The 21,361-nt window shown below is 39.6% G+C and carries 25 protein-coding genes; 12 read left to right on the top strand and 13 right to left on the bottom strand.

Translation table 11 applies throughout. The features are described from left to right. Positions 1-41 precede the first annotated feature (41 nt). From AC6JA8_RS05145 to AC6JA8_RS05135, 3 genes are all read left to right on the top strand, one after another. The gene (locus AC6JA8_RS05145; RefSeq protein WP_497976079.1) at positions 42-347 is read left to right on the top strand and encodes a helix-turn-helix domain-containing protein; all 306 of its coding nucleotides are present in this window, start codon (positions 42-44) and stop codon (positions 345-347) included. A 110-nt stretch (positions 348-457) separates the two neighbouring features. Continuing rightward, entirely contained in the window at positions 458-2,176 is a 1,719-nt protein-coding gene (locus AC6JA8_RS05140; protein ID WP_497976078.1) for a HAMP domain-containing methyl-accepting chemotaxis protein, read from the top strand. Positions 2,177-2,184: 8 nt separating this feature from the next. After that, the gene (locus AC6JA8_RS05135; RefSeq protein WP_497976077.1) at positions 2,185-3,054 is read left to right on the top strand and encodes a CheR family methyltransferase; all 870 of its coding nucleotides are present in this window, start codon (positions 2,185-2,187) and stop codon (positions 3,052-3,054) included. Here the strand turns inward: AC6JA8_RS05135 and AC6JA8_RS05130 are convergent. Continuing rightward, a complete protein-coding gene (locus AC6JA8_RS05130) occupies positions 3,041-3,778 on the bottom strand; it encodes a YoaK family protein (protein WP_497976076.1) in 738 nt (245 codons plus the stop codon). The genes AC6JA8_RS05135 and AC6JA8_RS05130 overlap by 14 nt on opposite strands. A 98-nt stretch (positions 3,779-3,876) precedes the next feature. On the opposite strand from AC6JA8_RS05130, the gene AC6JA8_RS05125 reads away from it, so the two are divergent. The 3 genes from AC6JA8_RS05125 to AC6JA8_RS05115 all read left to right on the top strand — a co-directional run bounded on the left by AC6JA8_RS05125 (position 3,877) and on the right by AC6JA8_RS05115 (position 6,172). Continuing rightward, the gene (locus AC6JA8_RS05125) at positions 3,877-4,830 is read left to right on the top strand and encodes a hypothetical protein (protein ID WP_497976075.1); all 954 of its coding nucleotides are present in this window, start codon (positions 3,877-3,879) and stop codon (positions 4,828-4,830) included. A gap of 17 nt (positions 4,831-4,847) precedes the next feature. Beyond that, a complete protein-coding gene (locus tag AC6JA8_RS05120) occupies positions 4,848-5,594 on the top strand; it encodes a type 1 glutamine amidotransferase (RefSeq protein ID WP_497976074.1) in 747 nt (248 codons plus the stop codon). Positions 5,595-5,758: 164 nt separating this feature from the next. Then, positions 5,759-6,172, top strand: a complete 414-nt coding sequence (locus tag AC6JA8_RS05115; RefSeq protein ID WP_497976073.1) for an SPW repeat protein — start codon at positions 5,759-5,761, stop codon at positions 6,170-6,172. On the opposite strand, the gene AC6JA8_RS05110 is transcribed toward AC6JA8_RS05115, so the two are convergent. Continuing rightward, positions 6,161-6,847: a transporter substrate-binding domain-containing protein gene (locus AC6JA8_RS05110; RefSeq protein ID WP_497976072.1), complete on the bottom strand. Its 687-nt coding sequence runs from the start codon at positions 6,845-6,847 to the stop codon at positions 6,161-6,163. The two genes, AC6JA8_RS05115 and AC6JA8_RS05110, sit on opposite strands and share 12 nt — an antisense overlap. Positions 6,848-6,977: 130 nt before the next feature. Between AC6JA8_RS05110 and AC6JA8_RS05105 the strand changes: the two genes are divergently transcribed. Next, on the top strand, positions 6,978-7,763 hold the full coding sequence (locus AC6JA8_RS05105) for a substrate-binding periplasmic protein (RefSeq protein WP_497976071.1): 786 nt from the start codon (positions 6,978-6,980) through the stop codon (positions 7,761-7,763). 61 nt (positions 7,764-7,824) lie between these two features. After that, a complete protein-coding gene (locus AC6JA8_RS05100; protein WP_497976070.1) occupies positions 7,825-8,580 on the top strand; it encodes a substrate-binding periplasmic protein in 756 nt (251 codons plus the stop codon). 21 nt (positions 8,581-8,601) lie between these two features. Here AC6JA8_RS05100 and AC6JA8_RS05095 read toward each other — a convergent pair whose 3' ends face one another. After that, on the bottom strand, positions 8,602-9,108 hold the full coding sequence (locus tag AC6JA8_RS05095; RefSeq protein ID WP_497976069.1) for an Hsp20/alpha crystallin family protein: 507 nt from the start codon (positions 9,106-9,108) through the stop codon (positions 8,602-8,604). A 139-nt stretch (positions 9,109-9,247) separates the two neighbouring features. Between AC6JA8_RS05095 and AC6JA8_RS05090 the strand changes: the two genes are divergently transcribed. After that, entirely contained in the window at positions 9,248-10,411 is a 1,164-nt protein-coding gene (locus tag AC6JA8_RS05090) for an alpha/beta hydrolase (protein ID WP_497976068.1), read from the top strand. Here AC6JA8_RS05090 and mltA read toward each other — a convergent pair. The 3 genes from mltA to AC6JA8_RS05075 form a co-directional block, all read right to left on the bottom strand. Next, complete coding sequence (gene mltA, locus AC6JA8_RS05085; RefSeq protein WP_497976067.1) at positions 10,408-11,574, bottom strand: murein transglycosylase A; 1,167 nt, start codon at positions 11,572-11,574, stop codon at positions 10,408-10,410. The two genes, AC6JA8_RS05090 and mltA, sit on opposite strands and share 4 nt — an antisense overlap. Before the next feature lie 37 nt (positions 11,575-11,611). Continuing rightward, positions 11,612-12,313 carry a hypothetical protein gene (locus AC6JA8_RS05080; protein ID WP_497976066.1) on the bottom strand — a complete coding sequence of 234 codons (702 nt, stop codon included), beginning with the start codon at positions 12,311-12,313 and terminating at the stop codon, positions 11,612-11,614. A gap of 163 nt (positions 12,314-12,476) precedes the next feature. After that, complete coding sequence (locus tag AC6JA8_RS05075) at positions 12,477-12,794, bottom strand: four-helix bundle copper-binding protein (RefSeq protein WP_497976873.1); 318 nt, start codon at positions 12,792-12,794, stop codon at positions 12,477-12,479. A gap of 222 nt (positions 12,795-13,016) precedes the next feature. Between AC6JA8_RS05075 and AC6JA8_RS05070 the strand changes: the two genes are divergently transcribed. Further along, entirely contained in the window at positions 13,017-13,238 is a 222-nt protein-coding gene (locus AC6JA8_RS05070; RefSeq protein WP_497976065.1) for a hypothetical protein, read from the top strand. Between the two features lie 51 nt (positions 13,239-13,289). On the opposite strand, the gene AC6JA8_RS05065 is transcribed toward AC6JA8_RS05070, so the two are convergent. Continuing rightward, positions 13,290-14,327 (bottom strand): linear amide C-N hydrolase, encoded by a 1,038-nt coding sequence (locus tag AC6JA8_RS05065; RefSeq protein WP_497976064.1) that lies wholly within the window; start codon positions 14,325-14,327, stop codon positions 13,290-13,292. A 101-nt stretch (positions 14,328-14,428) separates the two neighbouring features. Here AC6JA8_RS05065 and AC6JA8_RS05060 point away from each other — a divergent pair, with 101 nt between their 5' ends. Further along, on the top strand, positions 14,429-14,914 hold the full coding sequence (locus tag AC6JA8_RS05060) for a YbhB/YbcL family Raf kinase inhibitor-like protein (protein WP_497976063.1): 486 nt from the start codon (positions 14,429-14,431) through the stop codon (positions 14,912-14,914). Between the two features lie 4 nt (positions 14,915-14,918). Here AC6JA8_RS05060 and AC6JA8_RS05055 read toward each other — a convergent pair whose 3' ends face one another. Further along, positions 14,919-16,376, bottom strand: a complete 1,458-nt coding sequence (locus AC6JA8_RS05055) for a lytic transglycosylase domain-containing protein (protein ID WP_497976062.1) — start codon at positions 16,374-16,376, stop codon at positions 14,919-14,921. Next, the gene (locus AC6JA8_RS05050; RefSeq protein WP_497976061.1) at positions 16,373-16,906 is read right to left on the bottom strand and encodes a helix-turn-helix domain-containing protein; all 534 of its coding nucleotides are present in this window, start codon (positions 16,904-16,906) and stop codon (positions 16,373-16,375) included. The genes AC6JA8_RS05055 and AC6JA8_RS05050 overlap by 4 nt, the downstream gene beginning before the upstream one ends. A 273-nt stretch (positions 16,907-17,179) precedes the next feature. Here AC6JA8_RS05050 and AC6JA8_RS05045 point away from each other — a divergent pair, with 273 nt between their 5' ends. Next, positions 17,180-18,085: a LysR family transcriptional regulator gene (locus AC6JA8_RS05045; RefSeq protein ID WP_497976060.1), complete on the top strand. Its 906-nt coding sequence runs from the start codon at positions 17,180-17,182 to the stop codon at positions 18,083-18,085. Here AC6JA8_RS05045 and trmA read toward each other — a convergent pair whose 3' ends face one another. The 4 genes from trmA to AC6JA8_RS05025 form a co-directional block, all read right to left on the bottom strand. Beyond that, positions 18,086-19,186 carry a tRNA (uridine(54)-C5)-methyltransferase TrmA gene (gene trmA, locus AC6JA8_RS05040; protein ID WP_497976059.1) on the bottom strand — a complete coding sequence of 367 codons (1,101 nt, stop codon included), beginning with the start codon at positions 19,184-19,186 and terminating at the stop codon, positions 18,086-18,088. A gap of 48 nt (positions 19,187-19,234) precedes the next feature. Continuing rightward, positions 19,235-19,930 carry a transglycosylase SLT domain-containing protein gene (locus tag AC6JA8_RS05035; RefSeq protein ID WP_497976058.1) on the bottom strand — a complete coding sequence of 232 codons (696 nt, stop codon included), beginning with the start codon at positions 19,928-19,930 and terminating at the stop codon, positions 19,235-19,237. 212 nt (positions 19,931-20,142) lie between these two features. After that, a complete protein-coding gene (locus tag AC6JA8_RS05030) occupies positions 20,143-20,739 on the bottom strand; it encodes a YceI family protein (RefSeq protein WP_497976057.1) in 597 nt (198 codons plus the stop codon). A gap of 37 nt (positions 20,740-20,776) precedes the next feature. Next, on the bottom strand, positions 20,777-21,292 hold the full coding sequence (locus AC6JA8_RS05025; RefSeq protein ID WP_497976056.1) for a hypothetical protein: 516 nt from the start codon (positions 21,290-21,292) through the stop codon (positions 20,777-20,779). Positions 21,293-21,361: the final 69 nt, after the last annotated feature.

The following is a 21,361-nucleotide window of genomic DNA, read 5'->3' as shown; positions in this document are numbered from 1 at the left end:
AATATACAATTATACAAAACTAACTCACCAATCCTAAAAAAATGCCATATTCACTCGAACACATTTCAAAAAGACTTAAGCGTTTTAGAGAGGCCCGTAATCTCACAATGAGAGAAGCCGCGAAACGAATTGGCGTTCCAGAAACGACATATCGTGAATGGGAGTACGGAAGAGCGATAAGGGGTGAACCTTATATAAATATCGCCCGGGCCTTTGAAGTTACATTAGAGGATCTATTGGGAGATCCGGGTATTTCCAATGCTAGTTACGATACAGAATTCGACAACCTAATCGAAGAAATCCTCAAACTTAAAGCTCGTATAAGAAATCTCAAAGCTCCTAAATAAAACCGATATTTCGTTTTTCTTACGAGATTCAGACAATCCTTCAAAACATGGTGTTTGTATGCCGAACGGCATACGTCTCTAAAAACAATATCCAAAAAAAGGGAGCTTCAATGAAAAAATTTAGTCTCAATGCGAAACTCGCTTTTGTTCTGGCCATCTTTATCATCGCCAGTTGTACAATCGCTGTTCTTGGTATTTACAACATGAATGCTATGAACGGCACTATCGTAGGCATCACCGAAACTTTTGTTCCAAGGATGCAGAATTCGTACAGAGTCCAGACAGAATTTCGTCAGCTGGCCATCAGGCAGGCAATGCTGATTATTGAGGAAACAAAAGAAGGCAAAGAAAAAATCAACAAAGAGTTGGATGACAGTCATAAAAACATGATTGGTTTTCTGGAAACTGCTAAAAAAGAATCTTCAAAAGAGAGACTTCCTGAATGGGAAAGAATTGAAGGAGAATTCAAAGCATGGTGGGAAAAATCTCTTATCATTCAAAAAGCGGCCTTATTAAATGACGATAAAACTGCAAGTGCAGTCAATAAAGAAGCACGCCTTATTAGAAGAGAGGCTGAAGCGAGACTTCTTGAACTTGTTGCTGCCAATGAAAAAGTTCTAAGCACTGAAGCGACCAAAGCTGAAGAGAATTTCCATACAGCAAAAAACCTAATGCTTTTCATTAGCATCTTCTCTACCCTCGCCGCAACGGCCATTGCTTTTGTTATTTTAAAGGCCACATCAAAGGCCATTCAAGATGTCATCAGGTCACTTGATGAAGGCTCTATTCAAGTTAGCAGTGCTGCTAACCAGATCGCCTCGTCATCAGAAGAGCTTTCACAAGCAACGACTGAGCAAGCTTCAGCTCTTGAGCAAACGGCTACATCAATTGAAGAGATGAATTCAATGGTCGCTAAAAATTCTGACAATGCTAATTCAACGGCACAGATGACATCTAATTCTCATCAAGCTGCAGTTGAAGGTAAAGCTGTTGTTGAGCAAATGATTAATTCAATGAACTCAATTAATGAAAGCAACAGTAACATCATGAGAGAAGTTAACCGCAGCAACGAAAGCATGATTGGTTTTGTAAAAGTCATTGAAGAAATCGGAAGTAAAACAAAGATCATCAACGATATCGTTTTCCAGACAAAACTGCTTTCATTCAACGCTTCAGTTGAAGCAGCAAGAGCGGGAGAGCATGGCAAAGGCTTCGCAGTTGTTGCCGAAGAAGTTGGTAAACTTGCACAAGTAAGTGGAACAGCGGCTCTCGAAATTAGTACAATGCTGGGAGAGAGTGTCGAAAAGGCAAATCAGGTTGCAGCTGAGACAAAAACAAGTGTTGAGAAATTAATTCAGGAAGGAAAACTTAAAGTTGAAGACGGTGTACTGATTGCACAAAAGTGCGGTGACATGCTGGAAGAAATCGTTAAGAATGTATCAGGTGTCTCTCACATGGCCACTGAAATCGCATCGGCCAGCCAGGAACAGGCCCAAGGTGTGCAAGAAATCACTAAGGCAATGGGACAGCTCGATCAGATGACTCAGGTCAATTCTGCGACTTCTGAAGAATGTGCAAGCGCAGCCGAGGAACTTTCAGCTCAGGCCGACTCTCTTAAAAATGCAGTTTCTCAACTCATTTTGACCATTAACGGAGAAAGCACTGCCGCTCACACTCATACCTACGAGGCCCCTAAAACTGTAGCAAAAGTTCAGAAGAGTAATGTTGTGCCAATGAAAGCCCCTAAAAAAGCAGCTCCCAAAATGGAGTATAAAAAAGCTTCAGGAGATGTGCCTCATTACAACAACCCTGGTTTTGAAGATATTTAGGTAATACAATGTTCACCGATTCTTTATGGACGGCCTTTGGGCCGTCCCCTCTTACTCAAGAAGATTTTGAATACTTTGCCGGGAGAATAAAAAAACTCTCCGGCATCTCAATGAAGCAGGCAAAGTTGGATTTAATCAAAACCAGACTGACTCAAAGACTGCGTGAGCACAGTTATAAAAATTTTTCTGACTATAGAAATTACCTGGAAACACTTCCCGATACGCATGAGGAGTGGCAGGAGTTTATCAACATCCTGACAACCAACAAAACGGATTTTTTCCGCGAGCCGGACCATTTTCATTTTCTTATCCAGCATATTCTTCCCAAGTGGCTCAAAGGAGATAAAACAACTTTTCACATCTGGTCTGCAGCTGCCTCAACAGGTGAAGAAGCGTATACACTCGCGATGGTGCTCAAGCACTATCTTCCGCCGGGACGAGATTTTAAAATCATCGGAACCGATATCGATACAAAGGTTTTAAAAACTGCTGACAATGCTGTTTACCCTCTTTCTAAACTTCACGAGATACCGGACCTTTACCAAGAGGAATGCTTAGATATTGGCGAACGTGAAGCAAAAGGATGGTTTAGAATCAAAGCACACTTAAAAGAAAAAGTGGTTTTCATGCCTCACAATTTAATTGAAGCTTCTTTTGTTGATGATAAAGGATCCCCTAAAACTTTCGATTTAATTTTATGTCGAAATGTTCTTATTTACTTTGATAAAAAAACAACTGAATTAATCTCTCATAAATTATATGAGCACACGATTGATCAGGGCTTTTTATTCATTGGTCACTCTGAATCTTTTCAGGGATGCACTCATTCGTGGCTAAATCACAATTCTTCTATTTACCAAAAAGCTAAGCGCGCTTGAATAGCTGAAAATAAAGCATCATCAAAAAAAGAACCCCGGAAGTTAGCGCCGGGATAATAAATCCCAGATACTCCAGGTGATTAAAAGCGTAACCACCTACAACAGAACCCAGACCAAAAAAGAAAATGATCCCGACTCTCATCATAGTGGCCTTCTTTTCGTTGTCCAAAGGCTCTTGAATCTTTTTATAATTCATTAAGCGCACTAATCCAATTCCCAAGTCGGTTGTAATCCCCGTAAGGTGAGTTGTTCGCACGACTGATTTTGAAACAGTGGTAATAGTTCCATTCTGAACACCACAAATAAAACACAGAAGAATGAGAAGCAAATAATCTCCAAGACTATAAACGCTTTCACCAAACACACCGAGCTTCCCACTCATTCCTCCTAAAAGCACAATGAGAATAAGGAAAAAGATAACACCAAAGGCGATATAGTATTTTGGTTTCTTATGTTGTTTTAATCTAATGTCGACTAACACCCCACTCAACATGGCCCCAAGAAGAAAAAAAAGAGGAACAATCAACATCCCAATGGCATGGCTTGAATCCTCTTTGTTGAGTTCATAACCAAAAAACGTCGCAAACCCCGTGACATGGGAGACGAAACGATGACAGGCCATAAAGCCACCAATATTGAGAACCCCGGCCTGAAAGGCCATAGTCATCCAGATGGATACATTACTTCTTGAATAGTGAGAGATTGATTCATTTCCGTAGATCATTGATCATCCTTTTGTCTTTCAAGTATTTTAATCTATGACGTATTTTTCCGCCAAGCACTCTGTCTTGTGAGAATCAAAAAAAATATTATACTTGGGAAATGGTTGCACTCCTGATGATTTTACTGAGAACTCTCACCTTTTCTTACGCTGAGGATGATCACTGTCGTTATTTTAAATACTGTGGGAGTAGCTCTTCTCCTGGCTCCAGCAAATCCGCACCTTCAGCATCTATCGCCTCATCATTAAACCCAGGGAATATCAGTAAGATTAAAGGACTGGGAGTTGAATTCTCCTATCAACCGAGCAATCCAGTTGGTTATGCCCTAGTGACTGGAAATGGAAAACTAGGCGGGGCCCTTATCGCTTCATCTGGCGACAATACTTTCTTTGGAAACCGTGCGATCGAAATCGATTATGTCTACCTTCAAAGAAGAGTAGATGATAAAAGATATAAAAATAAAAAACTCCATGGGGCCATCGGTCTTTCTTTAATCGATAAATCAAATTTTGGTCTCGACCTGGGACTTTCGGCCAAGCGCCATTCTGAGATTGGAAGAATCAATCCAGGAATCGGAGTCTCTGGAAAAATTTACTTTTTAAATTTTGGATACTACGTCTACAAAGATGATGCGAAAATCGCTTTGAATGATTATACCAATCCCTACAGCGGCATCCCCTATTCTCTTCTTTACGGCTCGGAAACATACGAAGAAAAATACACCGTGACTACTTTCACGCTGGGAACAAAGATTAAGAATTTTGCCTTTGACCTCGCGACCATCAAAACTGATTACAAATTTTATATAGAGCCAACAAACATCAGGATCTACTCAAGCTCATACCTCTTTAAAAGTGTCCTCTTTAACCTTGCTTATCGCCAGGAAGAATCGGATAACTTAAAAGAGAAAGATGGAATGCTTTTAATAGAAAGAAAAAAATCAGATATCTATGGTGGAGCTCAATATATTGTCAGTAAAAACCTAATGCTCGGGGTTGCTTACAACGCTTTTCTTTTAAATGAATTCTCTGCCAACTTAACTCTTTTCCTGTAATCAGGTATAATCAAAATATGAGAAAAGTCCTCGTCTTCCAGCATGTCGCCCACACCATTCTTGGAACCCTTAACCCCACACTCAAGTCCCGTGGTCTCAATATACGCTATGTGAATTTCGAGCGCACCCCTGATGAGCAGCCTTCAGTTCAAAAGTACAATGGGCTTATTGTTCTCGGTGGCCACATGGGTGTTTATGAAGCTGACAAATACCGCCACATAAAAGTCGAAATGCAACTCATTGAAGAGGCCCTAAAAAAAGAAATTCCTATTTTAGGAATCTGTTTGGGGGCCCAACTCCTGGCGCATGTTCTTGGAGCAGAAGTGCGAAAAAGTGCAGAAAAAGAAATTGGTTGGTGCGATGTTAATCTCACAGAAGAAGGTACACAAGACCCGCTTTTTTCTCACTTTAAGAAGACTGAAAAAATCTTTCAACTTCACGGTGACACTTTCGATATTCCCCGCGGGGCCACCCATCTGGCCTCATCAGATATCTGCCCGGGGCAGGCCTTTAAGTATGGCGATAAAGCTTATGGAATACAATTTCACCTGGAAGCTGATCAAGCGATGATTATGCGCTGGCTGGATAATCCAAGAAATCAGGAAGAGATGTTTAAGACACACTCTCCTTTTTCTGCTGAAACGATCAGAACAGAAACAGAAAAATATATTGCTCATTCGACCGATTTAAGTCAGAAAACATTTAATAACTTTATCAATCTTTTCTCTCTTAAAGAGCGCCCTGTTCGCCTGGGGTCGAGGTAAGACTTTTTGCCCCATTTCCCTCTCAAAAAAGTGACTAAATCTTTATTTTTAGAATGACATTTCTTGGCATATTTTATGCTCAATTTACATTGGATAGGGCAATAGACGTGTGTCTTTGTCCGAACTAAAACAGTAGGCCATTTAAGCTCACTGGAGGAGTGTTTATGAAAAATCTAATGACAGACGCTCATTGGGAAAACTGGATCAATTTCTTACTAGGTTTATGGGTTTTACTCATCCCCTTTACCATGGGGGCCGGTTTTAATTCAAACCCGGGAGCAGTAAACGTTGTTTCGTGGAATTTCCTCATGATAGGTGCGATCGTTTCAAGCCTATCAATCATTTCAATTCGACAATTAAAACCTTGGCCTGAATGGCTGATTTTCTTTTTTGGGGCCTGGTTAATTTTCTCACCATGGTTCCTGCTTTATTCACACGATCACATTCTTTTATGGAACTCAATCGTCTTCGGTGTATTGATTTCAGCTTCTTCAGGACTGGCCATTCCGATTGCCGAAAAGAAAATTTATCATAGAGTAATGAGACATCATGGCAACAATTTGTTACTAAAACACTAAGTGTAATTTTCTTGCTGATTTTTGAAGTTTATCAAGTATATTTTTCGCTGTCGCCTGGGAGCATCCGATCCCATGCGACAGTGTTTTTACTTCCTGGACAACAATGACTTTCTTGTCATGAAACTCCGGCATCTTTTCGATTGCTAGGTTAGATCCAACAACTAAGTCAACTCTTTTCATCAAAAGCATATGAACTATTGAATTCAAATTGAACAATAACTCGGCTTCTATATTTTTTTCTTTCAAGATGTCGATAGCAACAGAAGTATTAGTAATAATTTTTACTTTCTTGTTGTAGCTTAAATCTTTTAGGTTCCACCTTCTGATATCATTGCCTCTTTGATAAACCTTAAAAATAGTTTTTACCGGATGGTCATAAATAAACTGAATGTTCATTTTTTCTCGTGCTTTAGTTCTTAACAAAGTAAGATTGCACCCTGGTTTCTTTCCACTGAGAAAAATTTCCAGGCGTGGGATTGAGACGAACTGATAGTGAAACTTGATTCCGGAGTCTTTTGAGAGTTTTTCAAAGCCATCTAACCACTCTCCTTTAACTTCTTTGTTATCATCTTGGTAAATGAGTGGCCTGATCTCAAAAACATAAACGGGCAGAACATCTTCTGCAGACGCTTTCATTGACAAAAGCAATAGTGCCAGAATGAAGCTCCATTTCATGTTTAATCCTCTCTAAGGCCTTATTTTAGTATGTTTCCCTCTGGAATACAGTATTTTTTATAATAAATTTAGTTGTCATTGATTTTCATGCTTTTTAGAATAAAAAGGTAATTCTTATTTGTGGATGGGTATGCGCTCGTATTTATTCTCTCTGACTTTCATTTCTCTTTTCTTTTCTTCAGCCGTTAATGCTGAGCCAATTAAGCTTTGTTACGAAGATGTCGTAGTTTTCCCATGGATTACCGGCGATAAACAAGGGCTCGCACTTAGCGAAATGATATATATTGAAAAGAAATTAAACATTCGTTTTAAGTATGTCAGACTTCCATGGAAGCGTTGTATGCTGGAAGCTCAATCGGGAAAAGTTGATGCCTTAATTGCGGCCAGCTTTACTAGTGAGCGCACAAAATGGGGAGTCTACCCCACCAAGAATAACGGCCAATTAGACACTTCTTTAAAGCTTCACTCTGATAGTTACATTGTTTATGTGAGAAACGACAGCGCGATCCGCTGGGAAGATGGAAAATTCGTTAATCTAGGAAGCAATCAAGTCGGTGTTCAACTTGGCTATAGTGTGGGAAATGACCTGCTGGAGGCCGGATACCCTGTTTATTCAACGAGCTCAACGGCAGCTGAACTTCTTGAAGCCCTTCAAAAAAAAGTCGTCAATGTCGCCGTTTTACAACATATGCCTTCAATTAAAACTCTCAATGAAAAACCAGCTCTGGGTAAAGGTATCACAGCGATGCCACAGCCTTTTAAAGAAATGGATCAGTACCTACTATTCACAAAAACCTTCTATGCACACAATAAAGATCTCACTCACAAGATCTGGAATACAATCCCGCAGGCCCGCGAAAGTGGTGAGTACCAAAAGTTAAAAAAGACACTGCTGGGAAGCCCGAAAATTGATTAGCATACCTAAAGAATTCTTCACTTGGAATGCTCCACCTGATTCGTTAGAATAAACGACATTTATGAAAAAACTTTTTCTCTGCCTTGTGGCCAGCACATTCATTATGCTTCTTCCCTCGCTCGCCCTTGCAGAAAGAGTCGTATTTGTTTCTCCTGAGGAAATACCGCCAAAAATTTTCCGCGAGAACGGAAAACTGCGTGGAACATACGTCGACATTATCAAAGCAGTATGCGCACGTTTAAAAATTAATCCTGTTTTTGAGCAATATCCCTGGCCACGTGCTGTGACAATGGCAAAAAATGGAAAGGCCGATGCGATTTTTCCTCCATTTAAGACACCGGATCGCCTGGAATTCCTTTATTTTCCTTTTGAGCCTGTCAGCTACACTCGCAATGCAGTCTTTGCCAGAAAGGTGAGAAACATCAATGTGCGCAATTTGGAAGATTTAAAAAATCTCGTTGTTGGAATTAACGATCAATATTCTTATGGCCAGCAGTTTGATAATTTTAAAAAGAATCTCACACTTGATCTCAGTCGCAACGAAGAGATGCAAATCAATAAACTAAGCCATGAAGGCAAAGTCCGTATGGATGTGGCGGCAGCTTCTGAAGAGCCTTTTAAATATCTCAGTAAAAAAATGGGATATGCTAAAGAGCTTGAAATGGTTTACGTTATTTCAGAAACTCCTTCCTACGTCGCCTTCTCCAAGGCCAAAGGAGAGAAGGCTAAAAAGCTCGCTGAGAATTTCAGCCGAACTCTCAATCAATTAAAAAAAGAAGGCGTTATTGATGCCATTCACGATTCTTATTTAAAATAAAGGCCCCATAAGGGGCCTCTATTAATGTTTCTTTACATCGGTCTTTGTCGGCTCATTAATTTGAATTCGTCTGCTTCTCACCTGCTCACCTTTTGGAATATGGACAATCAGTACTCCTCCTTCATAAGCAGCTTCAATCTTGTTGGAGTCTACTCCTGTTGGCAGAGTGAAAGTTCGGCGATAGGTTCCAAAAAATCGTTCTCGTCTTCCTTGTTTACGACCGTCTTCAGAATCGTATTTTCTTTCCGCAGAAATAGTCAGTTGATTGCCCGAACAATCAATGGAGATATCTTCTTTTTTAATCCCCGGCAAATCTGCACTCACCAGGAACTCATCTGCAGTTTCATCAACATCAATGGCCGGTGATAAAAAACGATTGTCTGTCGGGAAAACTGATAAATCTGAATTAAGGAAATTATCAAACCAGCGACTAGGTTCCCAGTAGTCATTTGACCATGGTGAAAAGAAACCTGCTCGTCGAGAGGCTGGAAGATGCTCGCGGTCATAATTTGTCATATCTTTTTTCATAAACGACTCCTTGGTCAAAAATATTTAAGGACCTTCTCTATAAGAAGCATAAAACATGCCATTCTTTCATTGCAGTCGTTTACCGTTTTGATTAAATTAGAAGCAATATTATTAGTCACCCTTATCCGAGTAAAACACTGTGAAAAGAAATGCTCTCATCTTCTCATTGATCGCTCTTTTAAGCGCCTGCTCCTCTGAGCCAGTAGCTCCCTCTAAACCAGAAACTCCTGCCATTTCACAAGTCACCACTCCTGTTACAGAAGAAGCACCTGAAATTGTGAATCTCGATGAAAAATTTCAAGAAGACTTAAAACCAATTTGGGACGATTACTTTAAGGAAGACTACACAGACACTCGCGCTATTGATGTTTTTGTTGTCACCAACAGAAAATCAAAAACCGGAAACTTTGGATGCACAAACAATACTTATGGCGTTGCTTTAGATAAAGTAACTAGTTTTGGTATTTGTAAAATTAATGTCCCAAAAAACCACAGCACGGGAGAATTAACATTCACCAAAGACGGGCGCCAATCCTCTCATGACTACTTTAAAATCCTCAACGCCAAATCTCTCTCTGAGACGACAGTGATGGATTATATGAAAAAGACCAAGAGAAACCCACTGGTCTTCGTTCATGGATTTAATGTTCGGTACGAAGAAGCACTCCTTCGTGCAGCTCAAATCACTTATGATTTAAAATACCAAGGCCCGGTCATTCTTTTTTCATGGCCTTCAGGAGCTGGAGACGGATTCTTTGATGAACAGTTCCTTACAAAAACATATGAAAGCAATAATCAAAATGCAAAAGCTTCGATTCAAGCTTTTAGAAATTTAATGACTTCACTGGCAAATAGTAATTTAAAAGTAAACCTGGTTGTGCACTCAATGGGTCATCAGGTCGTTCTTCCCGGTTTAAAAGATTTGCATAAGAGCGTTATCAATGAACTTGTTTTAAATGCTCCTGATTTTGAAGCTGCTGAGTTCTTACGTTTAATTGATAATATCAAGGATACAAGTAAGCGCATTACTCTTTACTGTTCGTACAATGACAAAGCGATGACTGCTTCAAAAACATTCAACAATAATGACCGTATGGGAGCTTGTACTTACTCTGAAAACCTGGACACAATCAATGTAGGCCTTGTCGATAACCAGACTCTAGGTTTAGGTCATGGGTATTATTCTTCTCGTGCAATCCTAAGTGATGTCTTTCAAGTTCTTTTGGGAATTGATGCAGAAAAAAGGCTCTTTATCAGAAAGAGTGAGCCTAACAGCACCGAAAAATTTTATCTAAGAAATTAATTAATGACTTTAGGGACGAGGTAATACAATCGTCCCTTTTGTTTCATGACTCCTGCTTTGTGAGAAGCTTCGTCACCCTGGCCAAAAAACAGATCCACTCTTCCCGCTCCACGAATGGCGCCACCAGTATCCTGATCAAAAACAAGACGAGGTGCTGGTGACCATGAAATCGGTTCCAGGTCTTTAGTGCTGGCAAAAATTGGTTCTTCTACATCCAGGAAGGCCATTGCGCCTTTGGGAAAGAGATGTAAATCAGTGGCAATAGTTCTGCCATCGCTTACTTCCATTCCGGCATAAGTTAAAGCAAGCCCATCGAGTTTTTTAAAGAACACGTAACTTGGATTCTTGTTTAAGATGTCCTGTTTTTCTTTTGCCGAAAGTGTATCAAGATGCTGCTTAATTTTTTGCATACTCATACTTTCAAGCGGGATGACATCTGTTAAAAACTTTCCGATAGGGATATAAGGATGACCATTTTGAGCCGCATAACCCACACGAATCTTTTCTCCATCTTCAAATTCAACAACCCCAGAGCCTTGAATCTGAATGAAAAAAGAATCTACTGGATCCACCCAGGCAAGCTCAAGCTTTTGTCCCTTAAGCTTCATATCGACATCAATATTCTTTCTATCGTAATAGGGAACAAGATTGTTATTTTCCAATCTCCCCTGTAACACACCAAGTTTTTCAGTCTTAGAAAACTTGTGAGCGAATTTTTTCAAATCAACAGTAATCATATCAACAGGAGTGCTGTACATGGCCTGCGAATGAATTTTATTTTTGGCCTTAGAGCCCTTCACCAAAGGTTCATAATAACCAGTGGCCATGACCTCACCCCAGTCATCTTTCCCATAGACTTCCATAAAATCAAAATTATCATAAATATAACTTTGCCAATTATCTTGATGATTAAAAATCTCTTCCAGTGAAGCAATATACTTTTCTTTAGAAATTTTAATCTCTCCAAAGGTCATTGTCGGCATCACTAAACGCGAAGTCTTCATGACATCAATGTGCTTTCTTAAAGCGATAAAAAAACTTTCTTTAGAAAGAGTGTCAGTGAATACAGGTCTGGAAGAAGCTGGGCGCATCGATTCTTCAATGCGAGTGATTGGTGCACGGGCGCACGAAGCTAATAAAAGAGCGATCAATAGGTATTTCACTCAAAAATGATCGCTAATGATTCATTGACTGTCAAAATTAAAACTGATGACTTGGAATTCTCCATCCCGCCGCTGAAGATATCACAGTGTTAACCAGAGAATCGGCAGTATTGCCCAACTTCCCAGCTCCACGATTGACTACAATTTGTTTGATTGTCTCATCAAGTAGTGTTGTTTTTCCCGGCAACTGATCGCCAATGGCCGAAAGCCTTTTGCCAGCTTCAATAAAATGAGCAGTCGCAGCTCCGCCATTATTTCCGGCCATAATAAAAGAAGCAGCAACCTGATAAAGGTCTTGTTTTAATTTTTGCAGGTTGGCCACTTCCAGTGAATTAATCTTTGGATTTAAACTGATATTATCAAAGGCCCATGCTTTTATTTCCGGCATACTTGTCATGTAGGCATAAAAAGGAACCACTTTATCAAAGTCGTATCCCCATGAGACTTTTTTAACCACTACACCCTGGCAAACAACGTTAGTTGCATCATCATCCATCGAGTGAATTGTTACATCTGAGACGGCCATGATCGTTTGCATCTTCCCGTTGGCCTTGCATTGATATGTACATTCAAATTTTACCCTTCTCGGGTAATTGCTATGAAAGTCATTTGTCAGGTATCTTTTAGAGTCAATAATGGGGCTGCAGAAATTATTCTCCGGCAAAACGTCCTTTTTGGATTGAGCAAAGGCCGATGTCACAGTTAGAGAAAGAAACATAAGGAAAAGCGCTGCTTTCATTATTCTACCCTCATTTATTAAGACATTCCTTCCAAGGATAACATGAGGGGCAGACCACCCAGAGAGAGAGGATAAAGAATACATTGGGGTGTCCAAGTTTTAGACAGTCGACGGATATTGAGTGTTTTCTAGAGTCGGTTGCTTAATTAAGCCGACTCTCTTCTTAGTGCCCCATTTTAGACATTCCCTCGCATGAATAAGCGCATTTCGTGCAAGCCTCATAACACTCTTGCATCCAGGCTTCACTTCCATTTTCACATTCCTTAGCACAGGCCCTACAAATTTTTGCACATAATCCGCATGTGTCATAATGATAGTTTGATTCAATCATCATAAATTCTGCAGATGTCATACAAATGCTAGAGCAGGCCTGAAGTAATTTTACATGCTCAGTGTTCACATTAGATGAATCAATAGCTCTACTAACTGCTTCTTCGCATACGCGAAAACAATTTAGACAATTATCAATGCACTCTTTCATATGTGTTTTAGTCGACTGTTCACCATGGACTGATTGAAATTGCATATATCCTCCTTGATATGGTTGCTTAAAATAGAAGCTGCAACCACAATGCCGAAACGAATTGCCCCATTCTTAGTCCACTTTGTTCCCATGCCTTCTTATTTTATGCCCTTAAAATCGGCACAGAGGTTGCTTTTAATACAGCAGGCACTGATGCCAACATTTAACAAGAGGTATTATATGGCAATTCAAAACAATCAGAATCAAAAACAACCTGCTCAGCAACAAGCTGGTCAACAAGGTCAGCAAAGACCACAACAAGCTGGATCACAAGTGAACACAAATAAAACACAGCAAGGTTCACAAGTTAATCAAAAGCCAGCACAACAACAGCAACAACCAGGCAAAGCTGGACAATCTTCACAGCAAAACTGGCAACAAGACAAAGATATGGATAGATAGATAAATTAAGAAAAAGAAGATGAGCTGCCCCCCTATTGGGGGCAGTTTGATTTAGTCATTACATTTGGTTTCGTTAGGATAAACTGCAAGTCTCATTGTTAATGCTACTGGAAGCTTTTGCATATCAACCGACTTCTTAATCACTGATTGGTTGACATTAAAATCAAAATCCTTAAATTCATGCCTGATTGGACCTTCACTGTCACTATCAAGGTCATAATACTGAACTGGCGTCTGGCAGCTGAAATCTAATGCTGAAACATCAATCATACGCTGCAATTTAATCTTGGCCGTCGTTCGGAAATTAATCGTCCTTTGAGTTTGATTATAAATGATTTGCCAACGATTATTCACTGACCCTACGTCTGCTAAAAAAGCAAAAAGAGTTTGAATTTTATTATCGTACTCGTTAATAGATTTAGCATTGTAATTTGAGCGGACAAAACGATCGAGTGATTCTTTTGATCCTTGAACAACTGGTTTCTCTCCACCAAAAGTTACAAAATCTTTTGCGTAATTTTTTGACTCATCATATGTATTATTGGCCAACCCAGAAATGGGAAGAGTATTGCCCTGGCGTGTTTCAATTTTCCCATTAATAAATTCGATCGTCATACATTCTTTGATATCACATGTGAAGTAATGCAATTGCGAACCAACAGGCGCCAGACGAAGATCTTTTAATGCTCCTCTCATTTCACTAATCGTTTGAAAATTATCCAGCACGAACTGAATGAATTGGAGTTCATTGAAAGAAGCTTTAGTATCGACGGGTTGATATACTGAAGACTTTAATTCAAGGGCCTCTACAATAAGTCCTCTTTCGTTCATTCCACCTGTTGGAAACTCTCTTCCAAATTGATTGAATGTCACACTTCCATATTTCGAGGTCCACGTACTTAAGACGTCTGTTGGCAGTATTCTCACACTTGTTTTTGTTACGTTTCTTTTATTGATGTACACCAAACCATGTCCATAGGCCCAGTCAAAAGTTCTTCCCACCCAATGCTCTTCATTTGGGTATAGAGAAAAAATCGTGCAAGGAAAAGCTGATTGAATCATTAATAAACTGAGAATAATGGCCTTCATGAATCCTCTCCATTTAAGTTTTCTATTCGAAAAGTTTAAAGGAGAAGGCCCCTCATTTGCATCTTAATTTTTAACAAACACTCTTGAGGCAAGGAGGTTTTATGCCCTTTACAGCTTGGTCCAACGCACTTAAACCAGGACAAACAGTACCAGATAACTATGTCTTTAATGGCATGGGATGCTCTGGAAAAAACATCTCTCCACCACTTGAGTGGAAGGATGCACCGAAAGGAACGAAGAGTTTTGCCGTAACTGTTTTTGATCCAGATGCACCTCGAGTCGGAGGATGGTGGCACTGGGCCGTCGTCAACATACCACCAGAAGTCACAGTTCTGGCAGAAGGGGCCTCTAACGAAGAAAAACTTCCGGCGGGAGCAGTGGAGATTGAGTCAGATTACGGTGAAAAGCATTATGGCGGACCTTGCCCTCCAACTGGAGACAATCCTCACCACTACGTCTTCACTGTCTACGCGCTAAAAAATAAGGAAGTGCACCTCAGCCCAAATTCAACACCTGGAAGTATTAAGAGTCTTCTCGAGCATGATTGTCTGGCAAAATCGAGCTTTACAGTTGAATACAAAAGATAAAAATTTAGCGGATGACGAGCTTTTTCCCCGGAAAGATAATTCCTCCCCTTGCTGAGGAATTATAGGCGATGATTCTTTTGACACTAGTCTTGTGTTTTTTAGCAATGCTATAAAGAGACTCTCCTCTTTTGACGAGGTGGTAGCGAACTTTATTTTTCTTTGCTCGAGGCTTCTCGAATAAGTCCATATAATAGACGTTAGAAGCGACAACCTTTTCGCCTGGACGAAACGGCAATCTCAAAACATCACCTTTTTTCAAACTGGCATTATGAGGAACTTGATTTAAATGTGCCAGGACATAAGAGTGCTTTATCCTAAATTTTTTTGAAATTTGAGACAAAGACATCTTCTTTGGAACTTTGAATGTCTGAAATTCTGTTGCCTGACAGCAGTCAGTGATAGTTAAACGTGAATTAAGTGGGATTCTTAATTTATAGTCTTTCTTGTCTGGTGGAGTAAACCATCTAAGAAGCTCTGGGTTTAGTCTCTTAATTTCATTTGGATCGACCTGGAGATTTTCTGCAACTTTGTAGATATCCGTCATTGGTGAAACTTGAACCTCTTCATACGTTAGAGGTGCGTGAAAATCCAAATCTTTAAAGCCAAATGCCTTTAAATTTTTTCCAATAATCGCCAGGGCCATTATCTTGGGAACATAGTTTTTGGTCTCACTCTTTAAATACTTTCCTTTAATTAAACGCCAAAAATCATTTGTTTTATATTTCTTGATAGCACGTCCTAATTTCCCCTCACCTGCATTGTAGGCAGCTGTCGCAATTTCCCAGTCACCAAAATCATCGTAGAGTTTATTTAAGTACTGGGCAGCTGCTTTAGTGGCCTTGATAGGATCGCGTCTTTCATCCACATACCAGTTTTGATTTAAACTATAACTCTTACCCGTAGCAGGCATAAACTGCCAGGGCCCAACGGCTCGGGCATGCGAACGTGCATGATTGTTAAATCCACTTTCGGCCATGGCCAAAAAAATCAGGTCGCGGGGAAGCTCGTTTTCTTCTAAGATTTTTCCAATAACCGGTGCGTATCTGCCAGCTCTTTGTATATAAAGCTCAAAATATTTTCTTCCTCTAGTGGTAAAATAGGTCACCCACTTTTCGACTTGTTGATTATAAACAACCGGAAAATCAAAAAAACTTTGATCCAGTGTTCTTTTGCCTGCATCCTTTAAGACATAAGTCTTAGCTTCTTTTTCAGCATAGTACTCGGGAATTGCCACACCTTCTAAAAACAACTCTTCGTTGTTTTCTTCAACTTCTGCACTGTCCTCAGCGGCCATCAACATTTCATGGTCTTCGTAGTCATCATCAGGAGAAGGTATTGGAAGATGAATGTCAGTAGAGGCAAGGGCCGACACATCATTGCGGTAGGTTTTGACAGGAACTTTTGTGGTGCAAGAAATAGAAAAAAGAAAAATGACAATTAAACAAAGAGAAGATCGCTTCATATCACTGAGTCCTGATTTTTTAGTCTGGTATTTTTATCCATTGGCTCACTGGCAATATGGCGCCCATTTTCTTCGATTAACTTGCCGGCCATCTTTTGCTCGATAACCATTGGCAAAGTAAATAAAATGAGAGCAAAAAGAAAAAGTGAAGCGAAAAACCATTTCCAGGATATAAACTCTCTGCGGCGGTAAAACAAAGGCAGATGAGATCTGAGGATCATTAAATGTCCACTCACCGATTTTTTTCTATTTTTATTTGCTGTTAAATGAGGAGTCTCCTCCATAAGTCTTAACGACTCATGAAAAGATATGTCCAGAGCACTCGAAATGCTTCTTAAAAAACCTACGACATAAGGTTTACTAGGCAGACTTCGAAGTTCATTATTTTCGATTTTTAAAAGCAGTGTTTTATGAATTTTCGTGTGCGATGAGAGTTCATTGATATCCATATTCCGACTTAATCGTGCCTCTCGAATAAAGTCGCCAATCGTTTTGCCTTTCAATAAATGATCAGAATAATCTTTTTCCATAATAATCCTGGAAAATACAAAGGGCCGACACCGTAAGGCCTTCGGCCCCATGAAACCTGGGAGAAAATGACAATGAGAAAGAGACTTGTTCTTAGAAGTCTCAAAGAATTTTTAGCTACTGTATCATCATAGCAAAATATAAAAATTTAAATAATATAAAATAAAGAGCCATCCATTCAAAAATAGTATGGATGATACTGAAATCAGGGCAAATAGCAGAAAAACAGCAAAAGAAATATTGATAGACATTGGATGAATCTCTACAATTTCATTATGCAGAACTTTAATCATCTCTACTATTTTTATACAGTCGCTAAATTAAGAAGTGTTACTGCCGCTGCAAAACACCTCAACACCAGCCAGCCATCGCTCAGCACTCAAATAAAAACATTGGAATTAAATCTTGATAAAACTCTTTTTATAAAAAAAGGGAAATACCTTGAACTTACCAATGATGGCATCAATATCTTTGAAATCTGCTCTCGTATGTTTGAAGTTTATGAAGAGCTGGAAAATTACGTAAAAAAAGAAGCACAAAATAGCAATCAGATTGTTGTTGGTGTCTGCGGTGAAATCTCACGCCCTTTTACGACAAAAATCATTGCCCAGGTCCTGAAAAAATTTACAGCAAAAAACAGACCTCGCATCAAACTCGACACTGGAAATCATGAGACACTGATACAAAAATTGAAAATTAAGAAACTTGATTTTATTCTTACTAATATGCCTACGACTGATATCGACTTAAAAACATTGAAAACTTTTCCCATGCCCGTTGTCCTCGCAGGTAAAAGTGAATTAATTGAAGACTTAAAGCTCTCTTCACTGAAAAAACCAGAGACCATTTTAAAGAAGGCTTCAGGGCACTTAAGCCTTCCGGCGGAAGAAACTAAGCTGAGGATTGAAACCAACAAGTTCTTTGTAAAAAACAAAATCAAATACTCGCCCTTATTTGAAAGCGACATTTTGGCCTCTCTTGTCCAATCCGCGATTGACGGTATTGGCATGTGCCTGATCCCTCTGCCCTATATCAAACGCGAGATCAATTCAGGATTGATTAAAATTCCAACTGGAGCTTCTTCACTATGGAAGCACAACATCTACATCATTTCGCGTTCATCGATAGATAAAAAACAATTCATCAATAAGTTAATTGGGGAAATTGAAGCTGCGGTTTAATTAGCTGTTTTTTACCAGCAATACCCCACACTCCATATGGTCGGTGTATGGAAACTGATCAAAAAGGGCCAGGCGCTTAATTGAATGAGTTGATGAAAGCACTTCAAGATTTTCAATCAATGTATTTGGGTTACATGAAATATAAAGAATGCGTTCATACTTTTGAACCAGTGTCACTGTATTGGCATCTAATCCAGCTCTTGGTGGATCGACAAAAATAGTACTGCACTCGTAATCTGAAAGATTAATTCCTCTTAGTCTCTGATACTCTCGTTTTCCGGCCATGGCATCGCTGAAGTCTTCGGCAGACATACGGATAATTTGCAGATTAGTCACACCATTGACTTCGATATTATATTGAGCGGCTTCAACTGAAGGTCCTGCGAGCTCTGTCGCCAGCACTTTTCTAAAGTTCGGAGCAAGAGCAATCGAGAAATTTCCATTGCCACAATAAAGCTCCAACAGATCTCCCTTACTCTCTTTTGTACAGTCAATCGCCCATTCCAGCATCTTAATGGCCACTCGAGCATTAGGTTGCGTGAAGCTATTTTCAATTTGCTTATAAATCAGTTTTTTGTCATTAACTGGGAGTTCTTCAAGAACGAAGTCGCGGTCTAGGTCAATTTTCTGTTTACGGGCGCGTCCGACCAGGTTCACTTTAAACTTTGCTGAAAGCCTTTCTTTTAGGAGTTTTGCTTCTGTGATCCAGGCATCATCAAGTTGGCGGTGATAAAGAAGACTCACCAAAATCTCTCCACTCAACGTTGAGAGAAAATCAACCTGAAATAGCTTTTTTCTTAAAGCAAGATTTGGTTTTAGCTCTTCCATTAAGGCCTTCATCATATCGTTGATTAAAAGGCTTACTGGAAGGTATTGATCTGTTCTGATTTTTTGATCCTGAACCTTATCGAACATGTAGTAATACATGTCCTCTCCCTCATGCCAGACGCGGAATTCCGCTCTCATGCGGTAGTGGGCCTCAGGAGATGCAAAGACCTCTGCTTCCATTGATGTAAACGGTTTAAAAAGCTCTTTGAGCTTAAGGCGTTTCGCCTCTAGCTGTGAAGCATACAGAGTGGTGTCTAGTGCATTTAAATCCATGAGGCCGAGTATGCCCCAAAAGGTTTCTTTTGACCAGCGTCTTTCTCTCTATTGAAGGGCCAGAAGTTGTGGTTTACTGGTCTTTTTAAAGCCAACGATGTTGGATTTCTCCAATTTCTTCATTCGACGCTCGAGTTTAGTGAGATAAAGCCCTTTGTATTTTTTAGTTTTCGAGTGGTAGCGAGCATACCATCTGCGGTCGTTTTTCTCATAGCGCTCTTTGAGTAAAGTCAGGATCTGGGCCATTGTATCCAGGGCATAAACTTCATCTCTTTTTAATCTCTCGCTATCAATTAATGGTTTTTTCATGCGCTCAAATTCTTTGTTCCAAACTTCCACATTAATCTGTGCCAGAGATAAATCCCCGCTCGATGAAACTGCATCTTGATTAAAACTACTTTCTGTATCAATGATCGATAAAACAATTTGCGGTGGAATAGTATACTTTTTTAAGACCGTATGAATCTTCATCGACAATTGATGTTTTTGGGCCTTGCTCATTGTAGGCTTTAAAGTCTTCATCATTTTAGCAATGACCACAGGCTTATTAGGAACAGAGACCTTATCAAAATTCCCAAATTCATCATCGTAGATACTGTCTAATTTGACAGGCTCCAGACCTTTCGCATTTTTGGCATTTCTAACATTTGAATAAACACCAATAGCTAATGTCGAAAGCAGAACAAACTTTAAGAAAAGTTCTTTTTCCTGAATTGTTGCTACATATGTTGTTAGTGTTTTCATATCTACATTATAAAATGCGACATGAATGAATGAGTCCGAAATATGGCCTTTTTTTGATATACCAGCTAGTTAAAAAAAACCAGTTATTTATAAGTGATGAAAATGTGACGAATTGAACTTAGAGATTTTACCTAAATGTGGCCACTGATGATGGCAGATGAGAGCTAAGTAAAAGGCTTCACTTTCCTAAATAGAAAGTGAAGCCTCAATCATTATTTTTCTAATACGCCTTCAGAAAGAATTTGAATTGTCACTTCATCGCCAACTGCTGGACCGATATCAATTTTATCATTGTAGTTGATGTGAAAGTCCTTGCGGTTGATTTTAGTATTGGCCGAAACGGCAGCTCTTGTTCCCCCCCAAGGGTCTTTAGCTGATCCTGTGTACTTCCCTACTAAAACAACTTCTTTAGTGACGTCTTTAATTGTTAAGTCACCAGTGACTCTAAAACTTGAGAGAGAACCGGTAAACTTTTTACTCTTAAAAGTCATCGTTGGGTATTTAGCAGCATCAAAGAAATCTGGGCTTTTTAAATGCTCATCTCTTTTAGCAACGGCCGTATCAATTGAATTAATAGGAATAGTAACATCGATAGTGCTCTTACTGATATTATCAGAAAGCATAAATGTCCCTTCGACATCATTAAAACGTCCTTGGACTTCCGACACCACAAAGTGCTTAATCAAAAAAGACACACGCGTGTGAGCGGGGTCAATTTTGTAAGTCCCCGGAGTAAGCTTTAATCCGACGGCAAAAGCATTAGAAGAAATGAGAAGTGATAGGAAGAGAGCTGACAATGTAGATTTCATAAGACCTCCTTAAGTAAAAAAAAGTCTAACAAACAACTCATAGGCAGTCAGCCTTTGAATGATAAATTAAGCTTTCGGCCTCTTCCTCTGTTTGACTCGTGCCAATGACACAACTCTTCTCTTTATCTAATCGCACAGAGTAAAGAATAGATGTGTCTGTTCCATTTTCTGCATCAACAACACTTAAACGGTATATCAGACCGGCCCACTCTATTGCCCCGACACCATCTGCATCGGCACTATGTCTATAAAGCCATTGGATTTTATCTGAACCTGGGTCATGAAAATTTCCCGGGCGTTGCAGATTAATTTGCACGCCGTTAAAAATAAGCTTCGGCCCATATCGAAGATCTCCACCTTCGATATAGAGTTGGTAGCCACCAAATGACCTGCACTCTGCTTCATAGAAATCAATAGGTGCTTGATCACTAGCTTCAGAAATAACTACGCAGTCTTTTTGAATGTCAGTGTAAGCACTCTTCCAATGCCAATCTGGAGCGAAAGAAAAACTCATGAATAGAAAGGAAAAAGGAACGATCAGTAGGGATTTCATTTTATTCTCCTGTTAAAAAACAACATAGAACGCTACTTCTTTTTATTTCTCTTCTACAAGATGAAGAAG

Source organism: Bacteriovorax sp. HI3 (assembly GCF_059738875.1).
The sequence above is the reverse complement of the archived record's forward strand: the minus strand, read 5'-3'. Positions and strand labels throughout refer to the sequence as shown.